Source organism: Arthrobacter sp. APC 3897 (genome assembly GCF_030407495.1).
Taxonomy (GTDB): domain Bacteria; phylum Actinomycetota; class Actinomycetes; order Actinomycetales; family Micrococcaceae; genus Arthrobacter_B.
The window spans coordinates 14,083-37,310 of record NZ_JASDDG010000030.1; the positions used below are offsets into that span (position 1 = coordinate 14,083).

Here is a 23,228-nt window from a genome sequence, read left to right on the forward strand (position 1 = left end):
AGCGGGCACCAGTGGCCGTTGCAGCTCCCCGAAGTTAGCGGGAGCTGCAACGGCCATGTCGTTTAACAACCACGCCGCTCAACAAAGGGATACGCCCGGATCCCGTGACTGCCTAGATGCGGGCCGCGGACGCTGTTCGCACGCAGTTGGCGGCACAAGCAACAGCCAGCAGGCCGAGGCACAGAGCACCCTGAGGGACGGACAGGGGAACCACAATCACCGAGGCAAGCACGGCCGCCACGCCAACAACCGCCGTCGCCGGGTATCTTGTCCGAACCCCCAGCAGCAGCAGTGCAATTCCATAAAACGGACTGAACGGCATGCTGACGGTGAAGGCAACAGAGAGCACCGCCAGGCCCGACAGCGCGGCCAAGGCCCCGCGCTGCTGTCGGATACCTGCCTTGCCCTCCCCTGATGCAACCGGCACGTATGCCAGGAGAATGAAAAATGCGGGAGCGGCCACCCATGCCCACCCGGCAACAGCGGGAGGCACAGCGCCATCCGTCAGGAGCCTGACCGCTGCAGCCGCGGAACCTGCGGATGCTGCTCCCAGGAGGGCAGCGTCGGCCCTCCTGTCGGCGGCAACGTGCGCAGAGGTGAGCTGTGCCGTCATAGTGTCCGTCCGTTCAGGTTGCCGTGCCGTTCAGATCCCCCGAACCTAGCATGGCCACGCGCACCGGCCCGGCCGCTGCACACGTAAAACGCCCGGCTGGAAGACCAGCCGGGCGCCTGCGTAAGACAGTTATCCAGTCGGACTGCTATCCAGTCGAATGGCTGCCTAGTCGAACTGCGGGCTCTCGGTGCGGCTGCGCTTGATCTCGAAGAACGCCGGGTTCTCCGCCAGCATGACGGCGCCGTCGAACATCCGGCCCGCCTCTTCCCCGCGCGGGATCCGGGTCAGGACCGGCCCGAAGAACGCGGTGCCGTTGAAGGCCACAATGGGGGTTCCGACGTCGTCGCCCACCTTGGCGATGCCTTCCTGGTGCGAGGCACGCAGCTGGGTGTCGTACTCGTCGCTCCCGGCGAACCGTGCCAGATCGGCCGGGAGACCCACCTCGTCGAGGGCCTCGCGGATGACCGCGTCCAGATCGTCATTGCCGCCGATGTGGATCCGGGTGCCCATGGCATCGTAAAGCGGCTTGATGTACTTGTCGCCGTGGAGTTCGGCGGCTGCGATGATGACACGCACCGGCTTGATGGCCGCCTTCATGCGCTCCATGTAATCCGCCGGCAGGTCCCTGCCTTCATTCAGCAGGGACAGGCTCATCACGTGCCAGTCGGTGCTCACTTCGCGGACCTGTTCCACTTCGCCCATCCAGCGGGAGGTGACCCAGGCGAACGGGCAGATCGGATCAAACCAAAAATCAGCTTTTGCTGCGGAATCGGGCAGGCTCACAGAATTCTCCTTCAAGGCGTTGCGGACCCGCGCCGAAGGGTGCGGGCTGCTGAGGACAGCATGGGTTAACCGTGCCAACCCCCGGTCAGGCGGATTTGTTCCGGCGCTTGGTGGCAACGGCCTGCGAAATCAGCGAAGGTTCGGCCTTTTGCGTCACCACTTCTTCAGTAATGACCACGGTGGCGACGTCGTCCCGGCTGGGCAGGTCAAACATGACCGGCAGCAGGACTTCTTCGAGGATGGCCCGCAGACCGCGTGCACCGGTCCCGCGGGACAGCGCTGCATCAGCGATGGCGTCCAGGGCGGCGGGTTCGAAGGTGAGCTCCACGCCGTCGAGCTGGAACATCTTCTGGAACTGCTTGACCAGCGCGTTCTTCGGCTCGGTGAGGATCCGGATCAGTGCCTCCCGGTCCAGGTTGGAGACCGTGGTAATCACCGGAAGCCGGCCAATGAACTCCGGGATCAGGCCGAACTTCAGCAAATCCTCCGGCATGACATCGGCGTAGGAGTCGGCTTCCTTGGCGGTCTCATTCAGCGGTGCGCCAAAGCCGATTCCCTTGCGGCCCGAACGTGACCCGATGATCTCTTCCAGCCCGGCGAAGGCACCGGCAACGATGAAGAGCACATTGGTGGTGTCGATTTGAATGAATTCCTGGTGCGGATGCTTGCGGCCGCCCTGCGGGGGCACCGAGGCCACCGTTCCTTCCAGGATCTTCAGCAGCGCCTGCTGCACGCCCTCGCCGGAGACGTCGCGGGTGATGGAGGGGTTTTCGCTCTTGCGCGAGATCTTGTCGATCTCGTCGATGTAAATAATGCCCTGCTCGGCTTTTTTGACGTCGTAGTCTGCGGCCTGGATGAGCTTGAGCAGAATGTTCTCTACATCCTCGCCCACGTATCCGGCTTCGGTCAGCGCGGTGGCATCGGCGACGGCGAAGGGTACGTTCAGACGGCGGGCCAGGGTCTGCGCCAAGTAGGTCTTGCCGCAGCCGGTGGGACCGATCAGCAGGATGTTGGATTTGCCGATTTCAACGTCATCCGAAACCACGGCGTCGGAGAGGTTGCCCGTGTTGCGCGGCGCGTGGCCGGACTGGATGCGCTTGTAATGGTTGTAAACGGCGACGGCGAGGGAGCGCTTGGCCGGTTCCTGGCCAATCACATACTCCTGCAGCGAGTCGAAGATCTCCCTCGGCTTGGGCAATTCAAAGGAACCGAGGTCCGCTACTTCGGAAAGCTCCTCTTCAATGATCTCGTTGCAGAGATCAATGCACTCGTCGCAGATGTAGACTCCGGGGCCGGCAATAAGCTTGCGAACCTGTTTCTGGCTCTTTCCGCAGAAAGAGCACTTGAGCAGATCCGTGCTCTCACCAATGCGAGCCATAGTTCAGTCCCCTTAGATGGTCCATCGTTGTGCGGTGCCGGCAGGCATCCCGTGCGGGACGGCAGAAGCCGGTCGGCATGTTCCACTCTAGGACACTTGGTTGGGTGTTACAGCAACTGAAAGGCCCGCGGTGCGATATTTCGCGCCGCGGGCCTTCCGTCATACTTACATCCGGTTGATGGCCGGAGTCTTGATTTTGCGGGAGTCCAGCACCTGGTCAATCAGTCCGTACTCCAGGGCGCCGGCGGCCGTGAGAATCTTGTCACGCTCGATGTCCCGGTTGACTTCCTCGGACGTGTGGTTCGAGTGCAGGGCGAGAGTGTCCTCCAGCCAGGTCCGCATCCGCATGACTTCAGCCGCCTGGATCTCCAGGTCAGAAGCCTGCCCACGCTCGCCGCCGCCGAGGGCGGGCTGGTGGATCAGTACGCGGGCGTTCGGCAGGGCCAACCGCTTCCCCGGCGTACCGGCGGCCAGCAGCACAGCTGCGGCGCTGGCAGCCTGACCGAGGCAGACCGTCTGAATTTCCGGGCGGATGTACTGCATCGTGTCGTAGATGGCCGTCATGGCCGTGAACGAACCGCCCGGAGAGTTGATGTACAGGGTGATGTCGCGGTCCGGGTCATTGGACTCGAGAACCAGCAGCTGGGCCATGACATCGTCGGCTGACGCGTCATCCACCTGGACGCCGAGGAAGATGATGCGGTCCTCGAACAGCTTGGTGTAGGGGTCCTGGCGCTTGAAGCCGTACGGCGTGCGCTCTTCAAACTGCGGCAGGACGTAGCGGTTGGAGGGCATCTGGGGAGCCGTTCCGCCTGCGGTGCCAAAATTCATGTTCATTGTTACTCCTGAAGTCTAAGAAAGGTGCGCTGGAGGGAAGGGAGGGTCAGTCCTCGACCGGAGCTGCGCCCTTGTCCTGATCCGTTCCGCCGCCGCCTGTGACGCCGCCGGCATGCGCGGAAATCTTGTCAAAGAATCCGTATTCCAGAGCTTCCTGGGCCGTGAACCACTTGTCACGGTCATTGTCCTTCAGGATGGTCTCCACGGTCTGGCCGGTCTGCTCGGCGGTCAGTTCCGCCATGACCTGCTTCATGTGGAGGATAAGTTCTGCCTGAATCCGGATATCGGAAGCGGTGCCGCCGATGCCGCCGGAGGGCTGGTGCATGAGGATGCGTGCGTGGGGCGTGGCGTAGCGCTTGCCCTTGGTGCCCGAGGACAGCAGGAACTGTCCCATGGATGCAGCCAGGCCCGTTGCCACGGTGACCACGTCATTGGGGATGAACTGCATGGTGTCGTAAATGGCCATGCCGGCCGTCACGGATCCACCGGGAGAGTTGATGTAGAGGAAGATGTCCTTTTCAGGATCCTCAGCCGAGAGCAGCAGGAGCTGGGAACAGATGGCGTTGGCGTTGTCATCGCGGACTTCCGAGCCCAACCAGATGATCCGCTCACGCAGCAGACGATTGTAGATGTAGTCGTCCCGGCTGGCCGGGTCCACCGTTGCCATTGTGGGTGTGTTGGGTGCAATTGCCATACTGAGTGACCTCTCGCTCTGGCGGGGTACAGAACCGCTAACCGCGTCAGCTGGTCCCGCCGTTTATCTCTCCTAGGACACTAACCTGTTGCGCGTGTGATCTGCTTGCGTTTCGCTGACTGTTCGCTGACGGCGCACGATGCCAGTCACGGCTCCGTGCGGGACGGGTCACAGCACAGCGGGCGCACGCGGGCAGTAAAACGCAAATGCGCCGCCTGCCCTTTCGGGCTGACGGCGCATTGCCTTGACCAAAGGTCACGCGCTGCCGGCGGGCAGGCTATGCCTTGTCGTCGCTCTTGGCCTCTTCGGCAACCTCTGCCTCGGGGGCTTCGGTTTCAGCGTCTTCGACCGGTGCCTCTTCGCCTGCGGGGCGAACGAACTCGGTCAGGTCAATCTCGACACCGGCGGTGTCGGTGACCTTGGCCAGCTCGAGAACCTTGGCCAGCGCCTTGCGGCGGCGGACTTCGCCAACCATCATGGGGACCTGGCCGCTCTGGTCGATCAGCTGTGCGAACTGGTTCGGCTCCATGCCGTACTGGCCGGCTGCGGAAACGATGTAGTCGATCAGCTCGTTCTGGCTGACACCTACCTCTTCCTTGTCAGCAACGGCGTCAAGGATGATCTCGTTCTTGAAGGCGGCGGCGGTGTTCTCGCGAACCTCTGCGCGGTGCTCTTCGGTGTCGTGATCCGCACCCTGGGAGTGTGCACTCTCAGAGTTGAAGTGCTGTTCCAGCTGTTCTTCGATGACGGATTCCGGAACCGGAACCTCGATCATTTCCAGGAGCTTCTCCAGCACCTTGTCGCGGGCTTCAACGCCCTGCTCCATGAGCTTGGACTCTGCGGCACGCTTGGTCAGGTCTTCGCGGAGCTCTTCGATGGTGTCGAATTCGCTGGCCAGCTGAGCAAAGTCGTCGTCGGCTTCAGGGAGCTCGCGCTCCTTGACAGCCTTGACCGTCACCGTGATGGTGGCGTCTTCACCGGCGTGCTCGCCGCCGGCCAGCTTGGTCTCGAAGGTGGCGGACTCGTCAGCGGACAGGCCGGTGACTGCTTCGTCCATGCCCTCGAGCATGGTGCCGGCGCCAACCTGGTAGGACAGGTCGGCAGCGGAGTCGACCTCTTCGCCGTCAACCTTGGCTACGAGATCCATGGTGAGGAAGTCACCCTCGGCAGCGGGACGGTCTACGGACTTCAGCGTGCCGAAGCGGCCGCGCAGTTCATCCAGTGCCTTGGTGACGTCGTCGTCGGAGGCTTCGGCGGGCTCAACCGTGACCTCGAGGCCGGCGTAGTCCGGGAGCTCGATTTCGGGGCGGATGTCCAGCTCAACGTTGAAGACCAGCTGGCCTTCGTTGGTGGCGGGGTCCGGAACTTCGCTGATCTCAACCTCGGGGCGGCTCAGCGGACGGATACCCGTTTCCTGCACGGCAGCCTGGTAGAAACCGTTCAGGCCATCGTTGATGGCGGTTTCCAGGACGTAGCCGCGGCCAACGCGCTGGTCGATGAGCCTGTTGGGGACCTTGCCCTTGCGGAAGCCAGGCACCTGCACCTGGGTGGCGATGGTCTTGTAGGCCTCGTCGATGCTCGGCTTCAGTTCCTCAAACGGAACTTCGACGACGAGCTTTACCCGCGTGGGTGTGAGGTTTTCTACAGCGCTCTTCACAGCGTAGTTCTCCTGAGGGTTCTGGGGATTGGGTCTGCACCATGTGTACTACAGAGTCGGGGTGACAGGATTTGAACCTGCGACTTCCTGCTCCCAAAGCAGGCGCTCTTCCAAGCTGAGCTACACCCCGTCAGTGCACCTGACAGCCTACCGGCAGAAACCGCCCTGTGCACAATTGGAGTGCGCCCTGACCTGCAACGGGCCTGTTCCCCGACGGGATTAACGAACCGCTCAATTCCCGTGCTAAGGTAAAACCTGCCTTAGGGCGCCGGGGATGTAGCTCAATGGTAGAGCCTCAGTCTTCCAAACTGATTACGCGGGTTCGATTCCCGTCATCCCCTCAGTCAATATAACCGGCTGCCGCCGGCTTCGAAAGGGTCCTGCACTATTGTGCGGGGCCCTTTTTGTTTGCCTTTACGAACCACAGGCAGGCGTGAGTTCGCCGAGCTGCCCTCTCGGGTGCCTGGGCCCGCAGAATGCAGGTAATTCACCCGCAGGCCCGGGCGGCCTGGCCGGAAACGGCCAATAAGATCCCCGCAGGACCAATTCGGAGCTTTGCCCGTCCCTTTTTCCCTGCGCGCAGCTATTCTTCCCGCATGGGGAAGAAACGCCTGACAGCCGCCATCCTTGTTTTCTCGTTCCTGGGCCTTCCGCTGGCCGGATGCTCCGCTGAAGAGCGCCCCGGGCCGGAAGAAGCCGTCGCTTCACTGGCAGACGGGCTCTCCCGCGTGGACGTCACCGGAAACGAGTTCGCCCATTCAACCGTCGAGGCCGTGAACGGCATGCTTGAGTACGTGGTCTCCGGCATGAAGGTTAAACCTTCCGTCACCGTGTCAAAAGTCGAGGAAGTCTCAGCCAACGAGGCCGTTGCCACCTTGAAATACGTGTGGGACGTCAACGCGTCAGCGGAGGACTACACCTACGAGACCACTGTGACCCTGGAGCGCGGAAGGGACACCGGCTGGCAAACCCGTTTCCGTTCCACCACGGTGCATCCGGACCTTCTTCCGTGGCAGAGGATGGTGCGCAAGGCATCCCCGCCCACGCGTGCGGACATTCTGGGCGCCGGCGGGTCCGTGCTGGTGCGCCACTGGCCGGTTTGGCGGGTGGTCATGGACAAGTCAGTGCTGGGCGCACATGAGTACGCCGCTTCGGCATATTACCTTTCTCTCTTCCTCGGTCTGGATGCGGACGCGCTCACGGCAAAAGTCCAGGCTGCCGGGCCCGATGATTTCGTTGAAGTCACCACCGTGCGGCAGGACAAGGTGTCACCGTCCTTCGATTCCGAGATCGCAACCATTCCGGGCGCCGATGCCATGCCGGAAAGGCGGGTACTGGGCCCAAGCCCCGGCTTTGCGGCAGACCTGCTGGGGACGGTGGGACCCGCAACAGATGAGATGTCCGCTGACAGTCTGCTGGCTCCGGGGGACCTCACCGGGCTCTCCGGACTCCAGCGTCAATACGATTCCCAGCTCAGGGGTTCAGACGCGGTGACGGTTCGTATCCTGAACGCGGACAACACTCCGTCGCCGCCTCTCTTTGAAGCACCGGCGGAACCCGGCGTGGCCCTGGAGACCACCCTTGACCTGCGGATTCAGTCCCAGGCAGATACTCTGCTTGCCGATACACCCGGTGCTTCGCTGGTGGCCGTCCAACCCTCCACCGGCAATGTCCTGGCCGTCGCCAGTTCATCCGGCGGCAAGGGAACCCAGACTGCTTTGCTGGGCGAATACTCCCTGGGCAGTACGTTCCCGGTTACTGTGCTGGCCCGGCTCCGTGCCGGCGCAGCGGGAGGAGCCGAAGAATCCGGCATTCCCGCTGACGCGGACCTGGCGGCAGCGTCTCAGAGCCTGGGGCTGGGCACAGCCGAGGATCCGGGGACACCCGCGTTCTACGGCGGAGTGCCGGACGGCGGAGCCGAGAAGACAGCGTCCGCGGATGTTCCGGGCGCGGTACTCGCTTCGCCCTTCGCCGTGGCAGCCGTGGCGGCCTCTGTGGGCAGGGGCGAAAGGGTCTCTCCCGTGCTGGTCCTCAACCCCGAGGCTCGGCAGGATTCCGGGGACGGAGAGACTGAGCCCCCGTCGTCCGCCGACCATACCCCGGCTCTGGTCGCCGACGAGGCGGAACAGCTGCAGTCGATTCTGCGCGCCAATGTGGCCGGCGGAGGTGCCTCGGAGGAGTTGGAGGTCCTGGGGTATCTCCCGGGCAAACCTGTCATGGCTGCTGCAGGCACTGCGGGGACCGGCGGTGAGAAGCCGGGCCACGCCTGGGTGGCGGCCATCCAGGGCGATCTCGCCGTCGCCGTCTTCCTGCCCGGCAGCTCCGCTGACGCAGTGGCCGTGGCGGCGGCGTTCCTTGAATCCCTGGCGGGCTAGCGGCAGTTCAGCGTTCCTGGCAGACCGGGCACCAGTAGAGTTTCCGGGCACCCATTTCGGTTCCTGCAACCGGCGTCCCGCAGCGGCGGCACGGCAATCCGGTCCGCTTGTACACGTAATGGGCCTCTTCCACCGGAACGGGTACAGCACCGCTGTCCCGGTCCGCCGGCAGGGTGGTGATGATCCTGCCCTCGGCAACGCCGTCACTCATGACAGACGCAATGTCCTTCCACAGGTCCGCTGCTTCGCCCTCCGCCACGTCCCGTCCCAGCCGGAAGGGGGAGATCCGCTGCCGGAACAGCACCTCGGCACGGTAGACATTGCCTACTCCGGCCAGGATTTCCTGGTTCATGAGCAGCAGGCCCACCGGAGAGCCCTTCCTCCGCAGCCGCGTCACGAACTCGGCACCGTCGGCTTCGTCCTGAAGGGGGTCAGGTCCCAGACGGGCCACGACGGCGGCACGCTCGGCATCCGTGATGACCTCGCAGGCAGTGGGACCCCGGAGATCGGCCCAGCCGTGCCCGGACACCAGCCGCACGCGGACGGCGCCCCTGGGAGGCGGCGGACCCGCGTAGGTGCCGCCGTCGTCGTCGGACGCTATTTCCCGCTCCCCCACCTTCCGCGGAGCGCCAATGCTGGAGGCACCAAGGAATGTGGAGTCTCCGCCGAAGTCAAAGGCCCCGTACAGGCCAAGGTGGATGCGCAGGTACAGCTCGTTGCCGAACGCCAAAAACAGCTGCTTGCCGTGCGCCGCAGCGCCCGTCAGAACCTGCCCGTCCAGGCGGGCCGCACCAGCGGCGAACCGTCCCTGCGGGCTGGATACTTCCAGCCGGTGGCCGGCAAACACCGAGGTGAACTGCCGGGCCAGCCGGTGGATGGAATGCCCTTCAGGCATCAGGAGTCCGCGATGGTACCGGTGGTCTCGTACTCGGCAATCTTCGCAATGCGGCGGTTGTGCCGTTCGGCGTTGCTGTAGGGCTCCGCGAGGAAGGCTTCAATGATCTCGGTGGCTTCCTCAACCGTGTGCTGGCGGCCGCCCACGGCGATGACGTTCGCGTCATTGTGCTCACGGGCAAGCTTGGCCGTGGACAGGTTCCAGGCGAGCGCGGCACGGACGCCGCGGACCTTGTTGGCCGCAATCTGCTCGCCGTTGCCGGAACCGCCAAGCACGATCCCCAGCGCATCAACACCGCTTTGCCGGTCAACCACTACGGCCTCGGCTGCTGCAATGCAGAACGCGGGGTAGTCATCCTCGGCGTCGTAAACCTGCGGACCGTGGTCTACCATCTCGTACCCCTTCTCCCGGAGGTGGGCAAGAAGGTGGGCACTGAGTTCCATGCCCGCGTGGTCGGTTGCAATATGGACGCGCATGTTCCATCCGTTTTCTGTGAGTCGAAATCCTGCCCTTCAAGCCTAGCCCGTGACCGGCAGGCACAAACAATGCTCCGGCCGCTCGCGTCATGGTGCGCGCGGACCCGGAAACCTGCACTCTTTTGCCGGATAATCCGCGGTTCCTTTCCGTTCCCGGCGCTAAGCAGTGAGACAATGTTGCAATTGTTATCAGCCGTTAGGGCGAGCTCCACTGGGCTGCAATACGGCGACGGCGGACTCCACTTCACACATATTGGAAAGGCAACACCTTGCCAGGTATGAATCTCACGCGCTCAGAAGCCCGTGAAAGAGCAGAACTGATCAGCGTCGATTCCTATGACGTGAATCTGGACCTCACCCGCGGAGACGAGGTCTTCGGCAGCACCACTGTGGTGCGGTTCTCCGCACGGCAGGGCGCCTCCACATTTATTGATGCCGTGACGGCATCAGTTCGCCGCGTCACGCTGAACGGTGTTGACCTGGATCCCGCCGAGGTGTCCGACGGCGTCCGTATCCAGCTGCCGAACCTTGCCGCCACCAATGAACTCGTGGTGGAGGCAGACGCCCTCTACATGAACACGGGCGAAGGGCTGCACCGCTTCGTGGACCCGGTGGACAACGAGGTATACCTCTACTCCCAGTTTGAGGTGCCGGATTCCCGCCGTATGTTCACCGTCTTTGAGCAGCCCGACCTGAAGGCGACCTTCCGTTTCACCGTCACGGCGCCGTCGCACTGGGATGTCATCTCCAACTCCCCCACCCCGGAACCGGTGCCGGCCGGCTCGCTGGAAGAGGGCGGCAGGAACGCCACCTGGTCCTTTGAACCCACTCCCCGGATTTCGTCCTACATCACCGCGCTGATCGCCGGACCGTACCAGTCAGTGCGCAGCGAACTCACGAGCTCCGACGGCCGGGTCATTCCGCTGGGCGTGTTTGCCCGCAAATCGCTCATGCAGCACCTGGATGCCGAGAATGTTTTCGAATTGACCCGGCAGGGCTTCGAGTTCTACGAAGCACAATTCGGAACGCCGTACCCGTTTGAGAAGTACGACCAGCTGTTCGTCCCGGAATTCAATGCCGGAGCCATGGAGAATGCCGGCGCCGTGACCTTCCTGGAAAGCTATGTCTTCCGCTCCCGGGTGCCCGACGCCACGGTGGAGCGCCGTGCCATCACCATCCTGCACGAACTGGCCCACATGTGGTTCGGCGACCTGGTCACCATGCGCTGGTGGAACGACCTGTGGCTGAACGAGTCCTTTGCCGAGTTCATGTCTACACTGGCAGCCGCCGACGCCACTGAGTTCAAGCAGTCCTGGACCACGTTTGCGTCCATGGAGAAGGCCTGGGCCTACCGCCAGGACCAGCTGCCCACCACCCACCCGATCGTTGCCGAAATCCGCGACCTTGAAGACGTGCAGGTGAACTTCGACGGCATCACCTACGCAAAGGGCGCCTCCGTGCTCAAGCAGCTGGTCGCCTGGGTTGGCCAGGACCAGTTCATGGCCGGTGTCCGCCGGTATTTCGGCAAGCATGCCTGGGGCAACACCGAGCTCAAGGACCTGCTGTCGGAGCTGGAGGCGGCCAGCGGCCGCGACCTGAAACAGTGGTCCGAGCTGTGGCTTGAGACTGCGGGCGTGAACACCCTGCGTCCTGACCTGGAAGTGGACGACGACGGCGTGATCACCTCGTTCGCTGTCCTCCAGAGCGCCGTGGCCGAATACCCCACGCTTCGCCCGCACCGGCTCGCCATTGGTTTCTACGACAGCGGCGAGGACGGAAAGCTGCACCGCACCCACCGGGTGGAGCTGGATGTCAACGGCGAACGCACCGACGTTGCCGAGCTCGCGGGACGGAAACGGCCGGATCTTATCCTGCTCAATGATGATGACCTGGCCTACGCCAAGATCCGCCTGGATCCGGAGTCCGAAGACACCGCCGTCCGACGGCTGCGTGACATTGCCGAGTCGCTGCCCCGCACCCTGGTGTGGGCTTCCGCCTGGGACGCCGCGCGCGACGGCGAGACCCCGGCCCGCAGCTATGTGGAACTGGTGCTGAAGAACATTGGCTCCGAGTCCGATTCTTCGGTGGTCCAGGTGCTCCTGCGCCAGCTCGCCACCACCCTGGCCTTCTACGTGGCCCCGAAGGACCGCGAGGCCATGATGGCCGCCGCTGCGGACAGCCTGTGGGAACTGGCAGCCGCAGCAGCCCCCGGGTCGGATTCCCAGCTGCAGTTCGTCAAGTCCTTCGCCGGACATGCAGTGACGGACGGGCACCTGGACACGCTGGCCGGGCTGCTTTCCGGGAACCGCACGCTGGAGGGCCTGCAGATCGACGCCGACCTGCGCTGGGAACTGCTGACCGGGCTGGTGGCGGGCGGCCGTCTGGGCGAGGCGGACATCGCAGCGGAGCTGGACAAGGATGCCACGGCAACCGGCCAGCTGGCTGCCGCCATGGCGCGGGCAGCCCTTCCCGCCGCTGAAGCCAAGGCCGCAGCATGGGAAGCCATCGTGGAGCGCACCGATATGCCCAACGCGGCCCAGCGTTCGGCAATTGTCGGTTTCAGCCGTGTACAGGACACGGCGCTGCTGGAACCCTACGCCGAGAAGTACTTCTCGTCAGTGCGTGAAGTCTGGAATACCCGGACGCATGAAATTGCCCAGCAGATCGTCACCGGGCTGTACCCGTCCCGGCTGACCACTCAGGCCACAGTGGATGCCACTGATGAGTTCCTGGCGTCACTGGGCGACGAAGCTCCCTCGCTGCGCCGGCTCCTGCTGGAAAGCCGCGACGGAGTCGTCCGTGCCCTGAAGGCCCAGGCCGCGGACCAGTAACACCCGCGTACCACCTGTTCAGCCAACCAACACCGCGGCGGTGTCCCGGGCAGATCCCGGGACACCGCCGCCGTCCGCTTGTTATACCTCCCGCATCCAAGGAGCCCCAGCAACGATGAACCTCTCCGAACACCGGTACGGCGTCTCCCTGGAATGGACGGGGAACCGGGGCAGCGGCACCTCCTCCTACCGCGGCTACGGCCGCGACCACGTTATCCGTGCCCCCGGCCTCCCGGACCTGGCCGGCACCGCCGATCCCACCTTCCACGGCGACCGGGACCGGTGGAACCCCGAACAGCTGCTGCTCACGGCACTCTCGCAGTGCCACATGCTGTCCTATCTGCACGTGGCAGTGAAGCACGGCATCACTGTGGTGGCTTACGCCGACGACGCCGAAGGCACGCTGCGCCTGAACCGGGACGGAAGCGGTGAGTTCACCGGAGCCGTGCTCCGGCCCCGGGTCACCGTTGCCGCGGGCAACCCGGTACACACCGCCTTGGAGCTGCACGCGGAGGCCAACCGTCTGTGCTTCATCGCCCGGAGCGTGAATTTTCCGGTGCTGCACGAGCCCGAAATCACCGCCGCGGACTGAACCCGCTGCCTGCTAGTTCCGGCCGTGGGCGTCCGCCTGATCCAGTGCGGCCAGCAGGGACGTTTCGCGGGCAGCAGACAGTCCGGATTTACGCTCCCGGTGCAGCCCCCTGGCTTCCTCATCGGCAAGAACGTCACGGACGGTGTGCTCAACGGGCCGGAGCTCAAGTCCGGCAGCGAGGGCAGCAGCGTTCGACCGTGTGGAGAACCCCTCATATCCTTCCGGCATCCACAACGGCAGGGATTCGTTTCCGGCCCAGTAGGCAACTCCCTGCTCATGCAGCCACTGCGGATCGGCTGTGCGGAAACTGCCGTGGTAGCCCGAAGCAGCCGTGGAGAGCGTCAGGAGCTCACCAAAAGGAACCGAGGGGCCCATGGCGTTGTAGGTTCCGGTCCGGGTGTCTTCCGCTCCGGTGACCAGCCACAGCGCCAGATCCCGTACGTCAATGGTCTGTGTCACGGCCTCTGCCATGTCGGGGATCAGGACCGGGCTGCGTTCCTGGGCCACACGGGCGGGCCAGTAGCCAAACCGGTCACTCTCATCCTCGGGGCCGGCGATCAGGCCGGGCCGGGTCACCAGGACGTTCGCCGGCCCCAGCTCCCGGACCAGCTCTTCACAGGCAACCTTGCCGGCACCGTATTCGTTGTCGGCGGGGTCCGGGAACACTCCGTCATCAGAGGCCATTGCCGGAACAAGGACAGCGCTTTCGTCTTCGCCGGGGGTGTCATGGGACGAATACACCGAGGCTGTGGACACCAGGGACCAATATGCGGCGTGCTCTGCCAGTGCGCTCAGGGCTTCCTGAACCTGCTGCGGTTTTCGGGCGAAGTCAATCACTGCGTCCCACGCGCCGCCGAGCCCCTCATAGGCGGACAAACCCGCGTCGCGGTCGCCCTGGACAAAGGCAGCGCCGGTGACGGGCGGCCCGGATTCCCCCCGGGCCAGACATGTCACGTCATGACCGCGGGCAACGGCCTGCCGGGCAACTTCACGGGACAGGAAACGGGTTCCACCAAGAATAAGGATGCGCATGTTGGGAGCCTATCCCGGTAGCCTTGTTTGTGCCCGCAGCTTGGTTGCCAACACGGCAGAGAAGCTCCATCACACGAAAGGGACGGTACCCGTCCGTTGCTGACCGCCGCAGAAGTCGACGCCCCATCCGTCCCCATGGACTTTGACTGGTCCGGGCTGATCCAGGCCGGGTTCATCATCCTGGCCGGCCTGCTCATCTGGACGGCCGCAAGGTTCCTGATCAACCGCGTAGTCCAGCGCGCGCAGAAGGGATATGCGCTCTTCAGCTCCTCGAAGCTGAAATGGGCCCAGCCCGTCATGCGCACCCTGGACAAGAAACGCCGCGCCCAGCGCGCGGACACCATTGGGGCGCTTCTGCGCAGCGCCGTGAGCCTGTTCATCTGGACCACCGTGATCATCATGGTGCTTAAGGCCATCGGCATCGACGTTGCTCCCTTGATTGCCAGCGTCGGAATTGTCGGCATCACCCTTGGTTTTGGTGCCCGCGAGCTGATCCGCGATGCCCTGGCCGGGTTCTTCATCACCATCGAGGACCAGTACGGGATCGGCGATGTGATTGAAGTAGGCGACACCGTGGGAACCGTGCAGTCAGTGGGCATCCGCATCACCCGCGTGGTCGACGGCCGCGGCGTGATCTGGTACATCCGCAACGGGGAGCTGGCCAAGGTGGGCAACCGCTCGCAGGGGAATTACCGGGAGCCTGAAGAGGTTTCCGAAGAGGGTACCGCGGGCCGGGTTGCCGTCAGCAACACCGCTGCCGCTCCCGCCGAAGCTGCGCCGGCCGCACCTGCCGATTCATTCAAGGGGAAAAAACTGTGAGCACACCGTCCGAGAACCGGCCGTCCATGCCGCTGTCCGTCCAGCCTGCCTTTACGCAGCCAGCCTATACGGAGAACTTCTACGAGGCCGTGGGCGGACATCCAACCTTCGTCAAACTTGTTGACGTCTTCTACGACGGCGTCGCTGAGGATCCGCTGATGCGGCCCATGTATCCGGAAGAAGACCTGACCGCAGCCAAGGACCGTTTGCTGGGATTCCTGGAGCAGTACTGGGGCGGCCCCAAGACCTACTCGGAGCAGCGCGGACACCCGCGGCTGCGGATGCGGCACATGCCCTTCGCCGTCACGCCCCAGGCCCGGGACGCCTGGCTGAAACACATGCGCGACGCCGTCGACGCCCTGGATCTCTCGCCGCTGCACGAAGCAACGCTGTGGGATTATCTGGAGCGTGCCGCGCACTCGATGGTTAATTCCGCCTAGCCCGGCAGGTTCAGCGGGCTGGGCGGATCCCGCCCCGGCCCGCCGCCGTCAAGCCAGGACCGCGGCCGATCGGATCAGCACGTGGCCCCGGGGCATGCTCAGCCGGATCCAACGGCCGCAGCGGAAGGCCGCGGCAGCCCCGTCCGATCCGGCGGGAAGGAAGCCCAGGGTCAGCGCCGCAAACGCCGCACCGGCCGGGATGGGCGCAGCCACGTCCGGCAGCTGCTGCCCCCAGACGGCACCGCGTGCAGTCTGGACCAGCGGCGCTCCGGAGCTGGCCGGAACCAGCGCAGCAACCTCCTTGATGCCCCGGTGCGCGGACTGTTCCAGCAGTTTGTAGGGGACATCGTCGCCGCGTTCCCACCCGCTCCGCGGCGCTCCCACACCGGTCCAGCTTTCGGTCACCGTCATGGGCGGCACCGGCAGCACGGTGTCCGTCTCCCCCATGCGGGCCAGCCGGTCCGCCACTGAGGCCAGGGAAACTGCCGTATCAAGCCGGGCCTCGGCGGCGAGCGGCATCGTCCGCATGCCCAGCACGGTGGGTGTGTTCTCTCCCAGTGCACGAGGCCGGAGAACACAAACATAGGCAGCCAGCACGGATCCCACTGCCTGCAGCCGCACCGCGCCGTCCTCCGCCGCCCTGGCGCGCACCACGAAGGTCCTCAGGTCTGCTGTGACCTGGGGGTCCGCCAGGACCAGTTCCGTGGACGCCTGGGCTGCAGCGGCCGCGGTCATCGGTTTACTCCCGCGGGTGCGGACATCGTGCTGCCGGCGTTGGCCTGCCTGCTTTTCCGGAACGGCACGGGGTCCCCGCGCCAGCTCTCCAGCACCCGAATCTGCAGATCGGACAGAGCCGCGGGACGGCCTGTTTCCGCATCGGCCATGACCAGCGTGCATTCGGCGAGGGCGTAGACCGTGCCGCCGTCGTCGTCGGCGATGCGGAAGCCGTAGGTGAGGCTGGAACCGCCGATTCCGGTCACCCAGACCTCAACCCACACCGGCTCCCGGCGATAGACCAGCGGGGCACGGTATTCAATCTCCTGATGTGCCACCAGCGTCATCCCGGTCCGGGAGGTCAGTGACCGGAAAGTTTCGGACGGTTCAGCCGGGCTAAGTTCCGCGCCAAGCGGCAGGAGGCTCAGGCGCACCCGTGCTTCTTCCAGGAATTGGACAAAGCGCACGTTGTTCACGTGACCGTTGGAATCCTCGTCACCAAAGCGCAGCTGGACGGGAAAGCGATTCATAGGCATAACCCCATCCTCTCAAACGCTGCGGGCAGCCGCGCATTCCTGCTCCGGCTTGGGTGTGGCCGGAGGGTACGTCTAATCTCGAAGGGGGCCCCGGGACACTTTCGGGGCCAACACCAGTGCATCTTTTTCTTTTGTCCAAGGAGACCAACCACCCATGGCCGACACCGTCGATCCCACCGCTTCCCTGCTGAGCCTGCTGAACCTCAGCCCTGCCGACGGCGCGCAAACGGATGAGGACATCTTTGTGGGCGGCTCACAACAGGAACCGCGGAAACGGGTGTTTGGCGGGCAGGTGCTCGGCCAGTCGCTCGTGGCCGCCGCGCGGACCGTGGAACCCGGACGCCTGATGCACTCGATGCACGGCTATTTCCTGCGGCCCGGAGACACTGACATTCCCATTACCTTCGGTGTGCAGCGGTTGCGTGACGGCCGGTCCTTCTCGGCCCGGCGAACGCATGCGTACCAAAACGGCGTTCCCATCCTCTCCATGATTTCCTCCTTCCAGGAGCCGGGCGAAGGGCTGGACCACCAGGTGGAAATGCCGGACGGAATTCCGGAGCCGGAGTCCCTTCCGACCACTGCGGAGCTGCTTGAAGGCATCGATCATCCCGTGGCCAAGGCCTGGTCCCACGAGCGGCCGATGGACATCCGGCACGTGGAAAAGCCGGTGTATTTCGAAGCCGGACCGGAGAAGGTGGCCCGCAACGCTGTCTGGATGAAGGCCTTCGGGCCGATGCCGGATGATCAGAACCTGCACCGTGCGGCCCTGGCCTATGCCAGTGATTACACCCTCTTGGAGTCTGTTTTGCGCCGGCATGGCCTGGCATGGTCCGCCCGCGGCATGTCGGTGGCCAGCCTCGACCACGCCATGTGGTGGCACCGCCCGCTGCGGGTGGATGACTGGCTGCTCTACGTCCAGGAATCACCGAGTGCTTCCGGAGCCCGCGGACTGGCCAGCGGCAGGATTTTCAACCGTGCCGGCGAGCTCGTAGCCACTGTGGCGCAGGAAGGCATGATCCGCATTCCGGAACAGGCGTAACGGCGGCGCCGGTCAGGACCTCGCGCCGGCCCGTCCCGGCAGGAACCTCGTTGCTGCTTTCGGGAACGTCATTAAAACAGGAACGTCTGTATAAAGCAGAACCGCGTTAACCAAGGAACCCGCCCCGTGTGTACGGGGCGGGTTCCTTGGATTCAGGACCGGGTTAGTCAGGAACCGGCTCACCCGGACCGGTTGCCGTTGCCGGTCCGGCCGCTGTACTAGTCGCGGGTCAGACGGCGGTGGGTTACGCGGTGCGGCTTCGCTGCATCGGGGCCCAGCCGCTCGATCTTGTTCTGCTCGTAAGCTTCGAAGTTACCCTCGAACCAGTACCAGTTCGCCGGGTTCTCCTCGGTGCCCTCATAGGCCAGAATGTGGGTGGACACGCGGTCCAGGAACCACCGGTCGTGAGAAACCACCACGGCGCAGCCGGGGAATTCCAGCAGCGCGTTTTCGAGGCTGGACAGCGTCTCGACGTCCAGGTCGTTAGTGGGCTCATCGAGCAGCAGAAGGTTTCCACCCTGCTTCAGGGTCATGGCCAGGTTCAGGCGGTTCCGCTCACCGCCGGAGAGCACACCGGCCTTCTTCTGCTGGTCCGGGCCCTTGAAACCGAAGGCGGAGACGTAGGCGCGCGAAGGCATCTCCACCTGGCCCACCTGGATCCAGTCATGGCCGTCGGAGACTACCTCCCACAGGCTCTTCTCGGGGTCAATGCCGCCGCGGGACTGGTCGACGTAGGAAATCTTGACCGAATCACCAATCTTGAGCTCACCGCCGTCGAGCTCTTCAAGGCCAACGATGGTCTTGAACAGCGTGGACTTACCCACACCGTTGGGACCGATCACGCCGACGATGCCGTTGCGCGGCAGCGAGAAGGACAGGCCGTCAATGAGCTTGCGGTCACCGTAGCCCTTCTCCAGGTTCTTGGCTTCCAGCACCAGGGAGCCCAGGCGCGGGCCCGGCGGAATCTGGATCTCTTCGAAGTCCAGTTTGCGCGTGCGGTCCGCTTCGGCGGCCATTTCCTCATACCGGGCCAGACGGGCCTTCGACTTGGTCTGGCGGCCCTTGGCATTGGAACGAACCCAGTCCAGTTCCTCGGTGAGGCGCTTGGCCAGCTTCTGGTCCTTCTTGCCCTGGACCTCGAGGCGGGCACGCTTCTTCTCCAGGTAGGTGGAGTAGTTACCCTCATACGGGTAGAGGTGTCCGCGGTCCACTTCGGCAATCCACTGGGCAACGTGGTCCAGGAAGTACCGGTCGTGGGTCACGGCCAGGACGGCGCCGTGGTAAGCGGACAGGTGCTGCTCGAGCCACAGCACGCTTTCAGCGTCAAGGTGGTTAGTGGGCTCATCCAGGAGCAGGAGGTCCGGCTTCTGCAGCAGCAGCTTGCACAGCGCAACGCGGCGGCGCTCACCACCGGAAAGCAGGGTGACATCGGCGTCGGCCGGCGGGCACCGCAGCGCATCCATGGCCTGCTCGAGCTGGGAATCGATATCCCAGGCGTCGGCGGCATCGATGGCTTCCTGCAGCTTGCCCATTTCTTCGAGCAGGCTGTCGAAGTCCGCGTCGGGCTCGGACATTGCCTCGGAGATCTCGTTAAAGCGCTGGATCTTGGCATAGATCTCGCCAACGCCCTCCTGGACGTTGCCGAGTACGGTCTTTTCCTCATTCAGGGGTGGTTCCTGGAGCAGGATGCCAACGGTGTAACCGGCACTCAGCCGTGCTTCACCGTTGGAGGGGGTGTCCAGTCCGGCCATGATTTTGAGGATGGTGGACTTACCCGCACCGTTGGGACCCACCACGCCGATCTTGGCACCGGGGTAGAAGGACATGCTTACGTCGTCGAGGATAACTTTGTCGCCAACGGCCTTGCGGGCCTTGGTCATCGTGTAGATAAATTCCGCCATAGGATCAAGGCTAGTGGGTCAGGCCGGATAAGTTCCATTTGGCCGGTGACGCACTTCCGCGGACAGCCGGCCGCCCGGCAGAATCACTCCCCCGCCGTCAGCCCGTATGCCCGTCCCGTGCTCGGCCTAGCGCTGGTCTCCCACGAAACAGTATCCGCTGTCCAGTACGGGCAGAACGCTGACCGCGACTGCACCTTCGCGCACTTCTCCGAAGAAACAGGAGCCGTCCTCTGCCGCCGCTCCGCGAATGGAATCGACGGCCAGGCCGGTAGGCGTAATGTCCAGCGACACTTCCACTGTTTCAGCGGGGAACCCGGCCTCCGTGAATGCTTTCCGGATCATGGCACGGTCCGGACTCGGCGATGCGGCGGCGAGCGCGTCGAGTGCCTTCGTCAGGCTTTCAGGGGTGCGCTCTGCTGCCCCCGGCGGCATGGTGTTCGCGTCCGGCACTACGGTTGCCTCGTGGACGGGGGCCACTGCCCGGGCTGCGGCGCTGCCCTGCAGGGACTCTGCGGGCGACGCCGGCACGGCCGCCGGAGCAAGCAGGCCTGCGGAGCCAATCAAGAGCACGGAGAGACTAACCCCTGAGAGCCTGTTGCTGCGGCGAACGCGAATCATCCGCCTATTCTGCCACGCCCCTGCACCGCACCCGCCGCGCGCACGGCTCAGTGCTTCGTTTTGGACAACACGGCAGCCGCCAACCCGCTCGCGGACGGCTCAAAGGGATCCTGCGGATGGTCCTCATGTCCGTCCTCATGTCCGTCCCCACGTCCGTCCCCCGAATGCTCGTCTGAGGTGGTTCCGACGAGTTCGCCTGTGTCCAGGTCCAAATCCGCCGGCAGGTCATCGGTGAGGTCACCGGTCCCGGCATCCTCACCGCCTGAACCTTCACTTCCCTCAGCCCCACCCTCGCCCGCGGCCCGGTTCTGCACATTTCGACGGTAATTGGCTGTACCCCACATCAGGTCATGCCCGACGCTCTCGGCGTCAATGTCCACCGAAGTACCGCTCCTTCCGTCATCCGAGACCCACTGCCGCACCTTCAGCCTGCCCGTGACAATGACCCGATCCCCTTTGTGGATGCTAAACGCGGCGTTGGTAGCCAACTGGCGGAACAGGGACACGGAGAACCAGTTTGTTTGGCCGTCCGCCCAGCTTCCGGTGTCCCTGTCATATCGCCGCTCCGTGGTGCACATGCGGAAGCCCGCAATCGCTAGTCCGCTGTCCGCAGTGGTGCTCCGAACGTCCGTGGCAACGTATCCCCGGACTGTGATCGTGTCGCTCATGCTGTTACCTGCCTGTCTATGGATGGTCCGATTCCTTCGCTCGGGCAACCGGGTCATGGGGGTCGCTGCGAAGTCACCGCCGGCCGCTTCCGGCCCGCTGAGGCAAGTCTTGGCCGTGCACAGCAACAACGGGGGGCAGTTGGCGCTGTTGTGGATGAGGTGCGGCAATCAGGGCGCTGGGGAGGGAACACCGGCAGAGAACCAACCGGCCGGAGCGGCAAGTGCGGTAAGAGGCACGACCGGTTAAAGCAATGGTGCCGAAACGCTGACCGGATCTCCCGACGTGTACGGAGATCCGGTCGGCCGTTTCGGCACCGCGGAAAAACTGCAGAAGTTCACACCTGCAAATACTGTGCCCCCGGCAGGATTCGAACCTGCGACCAAGAGATTAGAAGGCTCCTGCTCTATCCCCTGAGCTACGGAGGCGACCTCACGATAATACTACGCAGCGGCAGGGGCTTATCCACGGGGTATCCGACCGGGCCCGGCACGTCCCGGGAGGACACGAAAAAAATAAATGAAAAAAGTTTTCATGAGTTTGCATCCAAACCGCGGGCCCCGGAAGTAGAGGGAGTGTAAGCAACTTATAAATTCTTCGCTGCCGGCGGAGATGCGACCTTCAGGAGAGATCATGCGTAAGACCGTCACCGCCCTTGCAGCAGCCGCAGGTTTGACTGCCGCAGTTGGTTTCATGACCCCAGCGGCAGCAGCAGACACTGCTCAGCTCTCGGTTCTGCACGGGATACCCGACACGACGGTGGATGTGTACGTCAACGGTGCACTGACCCTCGACGATTTCACTCCGGGCACCCTGGCCGGACCGCTCGACCTGCCCGGAGGCAGCTATGACCTGGCGATCACCGCGCCCGACGCCGCCGATGCTTCGGCACCGATCATCGGTCCGGTGACGGTGGATTTGGCTGCGGGCGGAAACTACACCGCCGTGGCCAACCTTGATGCAACCGGTCAGCCGACGGCCAACTTCTACACAAATGACCTGTCCATGCTCGAAGCGGGCAAGGCAGGCCTGACTGTCCGTCACGACGCCGCGGCACCTGCCGTGGACGTCCTGGCCAACGGAACCCCGGTCATCACCGGACTGGAAAACCCTGATGAGAAGTCTCTGACCGTTGATGCCGGAACCATCTCCGCGTCCGTGGCTGCGGCCGGAACCACCGATCCCGTCATCGGCCCGGCAGACCTGACCCTGGCTGAAGGCACCCACACCTTCGTGTACGCCTGGGGTTCGCTGGAGGACGGTAACCTTGCCCTCGCCACCCAGACCATCCACGGCATGGAATCGGCTCCGAACGCAGTCCCCGGTGCACTGGCAACCTCTGACGAGGGCAACGGCGGCGCTCTGGCCGCAGGTGCCGGCGCAGCGCTGATGCTCCTGGTGGGCGCAGCAGCGGTGGCACGCCGCAAGCACACTGCCGCAGCCCGCAGCTAACTGCTCCATCCGCCCCTCGTGCCGGACGGCACACCGGGTGGGCGCTGGCTGAAGTCCGCTGCCGGCGGCCGGAGAAGTTTTCCGGCCGCCGGCGGCGGACTCCCCCGACCATTTTGTACCGCACCTCTGGATTGGAAGTTCGCCGCATGTCCCGTACCGCCGCCGGACGCAGACTTTGGGCCAGTGCCGCTGTTCTTGGTGCGCTGGCCGCAGGAACGGCTGCCTGCGGAACCCCGGCAGAACCGGCAGGGGATTCCCCGGCGGCTGTCAGCGCGCCGGCAACGGCCGCTGCAACCCAGACCGCCGACCCCACCCCGCCGTCCGGTCCCGTCCCCGCTTCCAGTCCCGCCGCGCAGATTCCCGCGCCGTCAAGCATCCCCGTCCGCCCGGCTACTCCGGAACCGGCCGTCAGCATCCCGGCCCCGGTGCGGGTCGAGGTCGAGGGAACGGGGATCAGCCTGGAGGTAGTGCCCGTGGGTGTGGAGGACAACGGCGCGATGACCATTCCCGACAACCACTATCAAGCCGGCTGGTACAAGTACGGTCCGGCCCCGGGAGCAGATGCGGGATCCAGCGTACTTGCCGCGCACGTGGATTCCCGCACCGAGCAGCTGCCCATCGCCGGCCTCAAGGATGTGCCCCCGGGCACCATCGTCACTGTTACCCGGGAGGACGGATCGGTGCAGCGCTATGCCACCGAGAAGGTGGAGAACATCGCCAAGCGAAGCCTGGACGGCCACAGGCTATTCGACCGCACCGGAGAACCCCGGCTCAAACTCGTCACCTGCGGCGGCAAATGGCTTGAGGCAGAGGACGACTACGAAGATAACGTGGTCTTGACCGCGGCACCGGTATCATAGGGAAAACTGCCGATCCTTGG

Annotated in this window: 22 protein-coding genes and 3 tRNA genes; 9 read left to right on the forward strand and 16 right to left on the reverse strand. The window is 64.3% G+C overall.

What is annotated here, in order from left to right; genetic code table 11:
• Positions 1–112 precede the first annotated feature (112 nt).
• The 7 genes from QMA10_RS14210 to QMA10_RS14240 all read right to left on the reverse strand — a co-directional run bounded on the left by QMA10_RS14210 (position 113) and on the right by QMA10_RS14240 (position 6,092).
• Positions 113–613, reverse strand: a complete 501-nt coding sequence (locus QMA10_RS14210; RefSeq protein ID WP_290169350.1) for a hypothetical protein — start codon at positions 611–613, stop codon at positions 113–115.
• A 165-nt stretch (positions 614–778) separates the two neighbouring features.
• Entirely contained in the window at positions 779–1,390 is a 612-nt protein-coding gene (locus QMA10_RS14215; RefSeq protein ID WP_290169417.1) for a DsbA family protein, read from the reverse strand.
• A 91-nt stretch (positions 1,391–1,481) separates the two neighbouring features.
• On the reverse strand, positions 1,482–2,774 hold the full coding sequence (gene clpX / locus QMA10_RS14220; protein WP_290169352.1) for an ATP-dependent Clp protease ATP-binding subunit ClpX: 1,293 nt from the start codon (positions 2,772–2,774) through the stop codon (positions 1,482–1,484).
• 165 nt (positions 2,775–2,939) lie between these two features.
• Complete coding sequence (locus QMA10_RS14225) at positions 2,940–3,611, reverse strand: ATP-dependent Clp protease proteolytic subunit (RefSeq protein ID WP_227890168.1); 672 nt, start codon at positions 3,609–3,611, stop codon at positions 2,940–2,942.
• A gap of 46 nt (positions 3,612–3,657) precedes the next feature.
• Positions 3,658–4,278, reverse strand: coding sequence for an ATP-dependent Clp protease proteolytic subunit (locus QMA10_RS14230; RefSeq protein ID WP_227890314.1), 621 nt, complete (start codon positions 4,276–4,278; stop codon positions 3,658–3,660).
• Between the two features lie 304 nt (positions 4,279–4,582).
• Positions 4,583–5,962, reverse strand: coding sequence for a trigger factor (gene tig, locus QMA10_RS14235; RefSeq protein WP_290169355.1), 1,380 nt, complete (start codon positions 5,960–5,962; stop codon positions 4,583–4,585).
• Positions 5,963–6,018: 56 nt separating this feature from the next.
• A tRNA-Pro gene (locus QMA10_RS14240) sits at positions 6,019–6,092 on the reverse strand.
• A gap of 140 nt (positions 6,093–6,232) precedes the next feature.
• On the opposite strand from QMA10_RS14240, the gene QMA10_RS14245 reads away from it, so the two are divergent.
• Both QMA10_RS14245 and QMA10_RS14250 read left to right on the forward strand, forming a co-directional pair.
• Positions 6,233–6,303: transfer RNA gene (locus QMA10_RS14245), tRNA-Gly, on the forward strand.
• 255 nt (positions 6,304–6,558) lie between these two features.
• Positions 6,559–8,337: an NTF2-like N-terminal transpeptidase domain-containing protein gene (locus tag QMA10_RS14250; RefSeq protein ID WP_290169357.1), complete on the forward strand. Its 1,779-nt coding sequence runs from the start codon at positions 6,559–6,561 to the stop codon at positions 8,335–8,337.
• A 7-nt stretch (positions 8,338–8,344) separates the two neighbouring features.
• Here QMA10_RS14250 and QMA10_RS14255 read toward each other — a convergent pair whose 3' ends face one another.
• Together QMA10_RS14255 and QMA10_RS14260 are read right to left on the reverse strand one after the other, a co-directional pair.
• The gene (locus tag QMA10_RS14255; RefSeq protein ID WP_290169359.1) at positions 8,345–9,232 is read right to left on the reverse strand and encodes a zinc finger domain-containing protein; all 888 of its coding nucleotides are present in this window, start codon (positions 9,230–9,232) and stop codon (positions 8,345–8,347) included.
• Positions 9,232–9,708 (reverse strand): ribose-5-phosphate isomerase, encoded by a 477-nt coding sequence (locus QMA10_RS14260; protein WP_290169360.1) that lies wholly within the window; start codon positions 9,706–9,708, stop codon positions 9,232–9,234. Before QMA10_RS14260 ends, QMA10_RS14255 begins: the two co-directional genes overlap by 1 nt.
• 278 nt (positions 9,709–9,986) lie before the next feature.
• On the opposite strand from QMA10_RS14260, the gene pepN reads away from it, so the two are divergent.
• Positions 9,987–12,539, forward strand: a complete 2,553-nt coding sequence (pepN, locus tag QMA10_RS14265; protein ID WP_290169362.1) for an aminopeptidase N — start codon at positions 9,987–9,989, stop codon at positions 12,537–12,539.
• Positions 12,540–12,654: 115 nt separating this feature from the next.
• The gene (locus QMA10_RS14270; RefSeq protein WP_290169365.1) at positions 12,655–13,131 is read left to right on the forward strand and encodes an OsmC family protein; all 477 of its coding nucleotides are present in this window, start codon (positions 12,655–12,657) and stop codon (positions 13,129–13,131) included.
• Between the two features lie 12 nt (positions 13,132–13,143).
• Here QMA10_RS14270 and QMA10_RS14275 read toward each other — a convergent pair whose 3' ends face one another.
• Positions 13,144–14,163 carry an NAD-dependent epimerase/dehydratase family protein gene (locus QMA10_RS14275; protein WP_290169366.1) on the reverse strand — a complete coding sequence of 340 codons (1,020 nt, stop codon included), beginning with the start codon at positions 14,161–14,163 and terminating at the stop codon, positions 13,144–13,146.
• Between the two features lie 96 nt (positions 14,164–14,259).
• Here QMA10_RS14275 and QMA10_RS14280 point away from each other — a divergent pair, with 96 nt between their 5' ends.
• Positions 14,260–14,982, forward strand: a complete 723-nt coding sequence (locus QMA10_RS14280; RefSeq protein WP_290169367.1) for a mechanosensitive ion channel domain-containing protein — start codon at positions 14,260–14,262, stop codon at positions 14,980–14,982.
• 26 nt (positions 14,983–15,008) lie between these two features.
• Positions 15,009–15,422: a globin gene (locus QMA10_RS14285; RefSeq protein WP_290169418.1), complete on the forward strand. Its 414-nt coding sequence runs from the start codon at positions 15,009–15,011 to the stop codon at positions 15,420–15,422.
• Positions 15,423–15,470: 48 nt separating this feature from the next.
• Here QMA10_RS14285 and QMA10_RS14290 read toward each other — a convergent pair whose 3' ends face one another.
• Positions 15,471–16,157 (reverse strand): hypothetical protein, encoded by a 687-nt coding sequence (locus QMA10_RS14290; protein ID WP_290169368.1) that lies wholly within the window; start codon positions 16,155–16,157, stop codon positions 15,471–15,473.
• Entirely contained in the window at positions 16,154–16,672 is a 519-nt protein-coding gene (locus QMA10_RS14295; protein WP_290169370.1) for a thioesterase family protein, read from the reverse strand. The genes QMA10_RS14290 and QMA10_RS14295 overlap by 4 nt, the downstream gene beginning before the upstream one ends.
• Before the next feature lie 154 nt (positions 16,673–16,826).
• On the opposite strand from QMA10_RS14295, the gene QMA10_RS14300 reads away from it, so the two are divergent.
• Entirely contained in the window at positions 16,827–17,711 is an 885-nt protein-coding gene (locus QMA10_RS14300) for an acyl-CoA thioesterase II (protein ID WP_290169371.1), read from the forward strand.
• A gap of 218 nt (positions 17,712–17,929) precedes the next feature.
• On the opposite strand, the gene ettA is transcribed toward QMA10_RS14300, so the two are convergent.
• The 4 genes from ettA to QMA10_RS14320 all read right to left on the reverse strand — a co-directional run bounded on the left by ettA (position 17,930) and on the right by QMA10_RS14320 (position 21,324).
• Positions 17,930–19,612, reverse strand: coding sequence for an energy-dependent translational throttle protein EttA (ettA, locus tag QMA10_RS14305; RefSeq protein ID WP_290169373.1), 1,683 nt, complete (start codon positions 19,610–19,612; stop codon positions 17,930–17,932).
• A 126-nt stretch (positions 19,613–19,738) separates the two neighbouring features.
• Entirely contained in the window at positions 19,739–20,230 is a 492-nt protein-coding gene (locus tag QMA10_RS14310; RefSeq protein WP_290169375.1) for a hypothetical protein, read from the reverse strand.
• A 47-nt stretch (positions 20,231–20,277) separates the two neighbouring features.
• Positions 20,278–20,898, reverse strand: coding sequence for a single-stranded DNA-binding protein (gene ssb, locus QMA10_RS14315; protein WP_290169377.1), 621 nt, complete (start codon positions 20,896–20,898; stop codon positions 20,278–20,280).
• A 353-nt stretch (positions 20,899–21,251) separates the two neighbouring features.
• Positions 21,252–21,324, reverse strand: a tRNA-Arg gene (locus QMA10_RS14320).
• Positions 21,325–21,529: 205 nt separating this feature from the next.
• Between QMA10_RS14320 and QMA10_RS14325 the strand changes: the two genes are divergently transcribed.
• Positions 21,530–22,348, forward strand: coding sequence for a DUF4397 domain-containing protein (locus QMA10_RS14325; RefSeq protein WP_290169378.1), 819 nt, complete (start codon positions 21,530–21,532; stop codon positions 22,346–22,348).
• 146 nt (positions 22,349–22,494) lie between these two features.
• The gene (locus tag QMA10_RS14330) at positions 22,495–23,208 is read left to right on the forward strand and encodes a class F sortase (RefSeq protein ID WP_290169379.1); all 714 of its coding nucleotides are present in this window, start codon (positions 22,495–22,497) and stop codon (positions 23,206–23,208) included.
• Positions 23,209–23,228: the final 20 nt, after the last annotated feature.

Excerpts from the sequence above, each read along its gene's own strand:
- QMA10_RS14275 (WP_290169366.1), bottom strand. The coding sequence starts at position 14,163 with ATGCGCATCCTTATTCTTGGTGGAACCCGTTTCCTGTCCCGTGAAGTT.
- QMA10_RS14210 (WP_290169350.1), bottom strand. The coding sequence starts at position 613 with ATGACGGCACAGCTCACCTCTGCGCACGTTGCCGCCGACAGGAGGGCC.
- pepN (WP_290169362.1), top strand. The coding sequence starts at position 9,987 with ATGAATCTCACGCGCTCAGAAGCCCGTGAAAGAGCAGAACTGATCAGC.
- clpX (WP_290169352.1), bottom strand. The coding sequence starts at position 2,774 with ATGGCTCGCATTGGTGAGAGCACGGATCTGCTCAAGTGCTCTTTCTGC.
- QMA10_RS14330 (WP_290169379.1), top strand. The coding sequence starts at position 22,495 with ATGTCCCGTACCGCCGCCGGACGCAGACTTTGGGCCAGTGCCGCTGTT.
- QMA10_RS14310 (WP_290169375.1), bottom strand. The coding sequence starts at position 20,230 with ATGATTCGCGTTCGCCGCAGCAACAGGCTCTCAGGGGTTAGTCTCTCC.
- ssb (WP_290169377.1), bottom strand. The coding sequence starts at position 20,898 with ATGAGCGACACGATCACAGTCCGGGGATACGTTGCCACGGACGTTCGG.
- ettA (WP_290169373.1), bottom strand. The coding sequence starts at position 19,612 with ATGGCGGAATTTATCTACACGATGACCAAGGCCCGCAAGGCCGTTGGC.
- QMA10_RS14230 (WP_227890314.1), bottom strand. The coding sequence starts at position 4,278 with ATGGCAACGGTGGACCCGGCCAGCCGGGACGACTACATCTACAATCGT.
- QMA10_RS14270 (WP_290169365.1), top strand. The coding sequence starts at position 12,655 with ATGAACCTCTCCGAACACCGGTACGGCGTCTCCCTGGAATGGACGGGG.
- QMA10_RS14300 (WP_290169371.1), top strand. The coding sequence starts at position 16,827 with ATGGCCGACACCGTCGATCCCACCGCTTCCCTGCTGAGCCTGCTGAAC.
- QMA10_RS14225 (WP_227890168.1), bottom strand. The coding sequence starts at position 3,611 with ATGAACATGAATTTTGGCACCGCAGGCGGAACGGCTCCCCAGATGCCC.
- QMA10_RS14295 (WP_290169370.1), bottom strand. The coding sequence starts at position 16,672 with ATGCCTATGAATCGCTTTCCCGTCCAGCTGCGCTTTGGTGACGAGGAT.
- QMA10_RS14325 (WP_290169378.1), top strand. The coding sequence starts at position 21,530 with ATGCGTAAGACCGTCACCGCCCTTGCAGCAGCCGCAGGTTTGACTGCC.
- QMA10_RS14260 (WP_290169360.1), bottom strand. The coding sequence starts at position 9,708 with ATGCGCGTCCATATTGCAACCGACCACGCGGGCATGGAACTCAGTGCC.
- QMA10_RS14290 (WP_290169368.1), bottom strand. The coding sequence starts at position 16,157 with ATGACCGCGGCCGCTGCAGCCCAGGCGTCCACGGAACTGGTCCTGGCG.
- QMA10_RS14255 (WP_290169359.1), bottom strand. The coding sequence starts at position 9,232 with ATGCCTGAAGGGCATTCCATCCACCGGCTGGCCCGGCAGTTCACCTCG.
- QMA10_RS14285 (WP_290169418.1), top strand. The coding sequence starts at position 15,009 with ATGCCGCTGTCCGTCCAGCCTGCCTTTACGCAGCCAGCCTATACGGAG.
- QMA10_RS14250 (WP_290169357.1), top strand. The coding sequence starts at position 6,559 with ATGGGGAAGAAACGCCTGACAGCCGCCATCCTTGTTTTCTCGTTCCTG.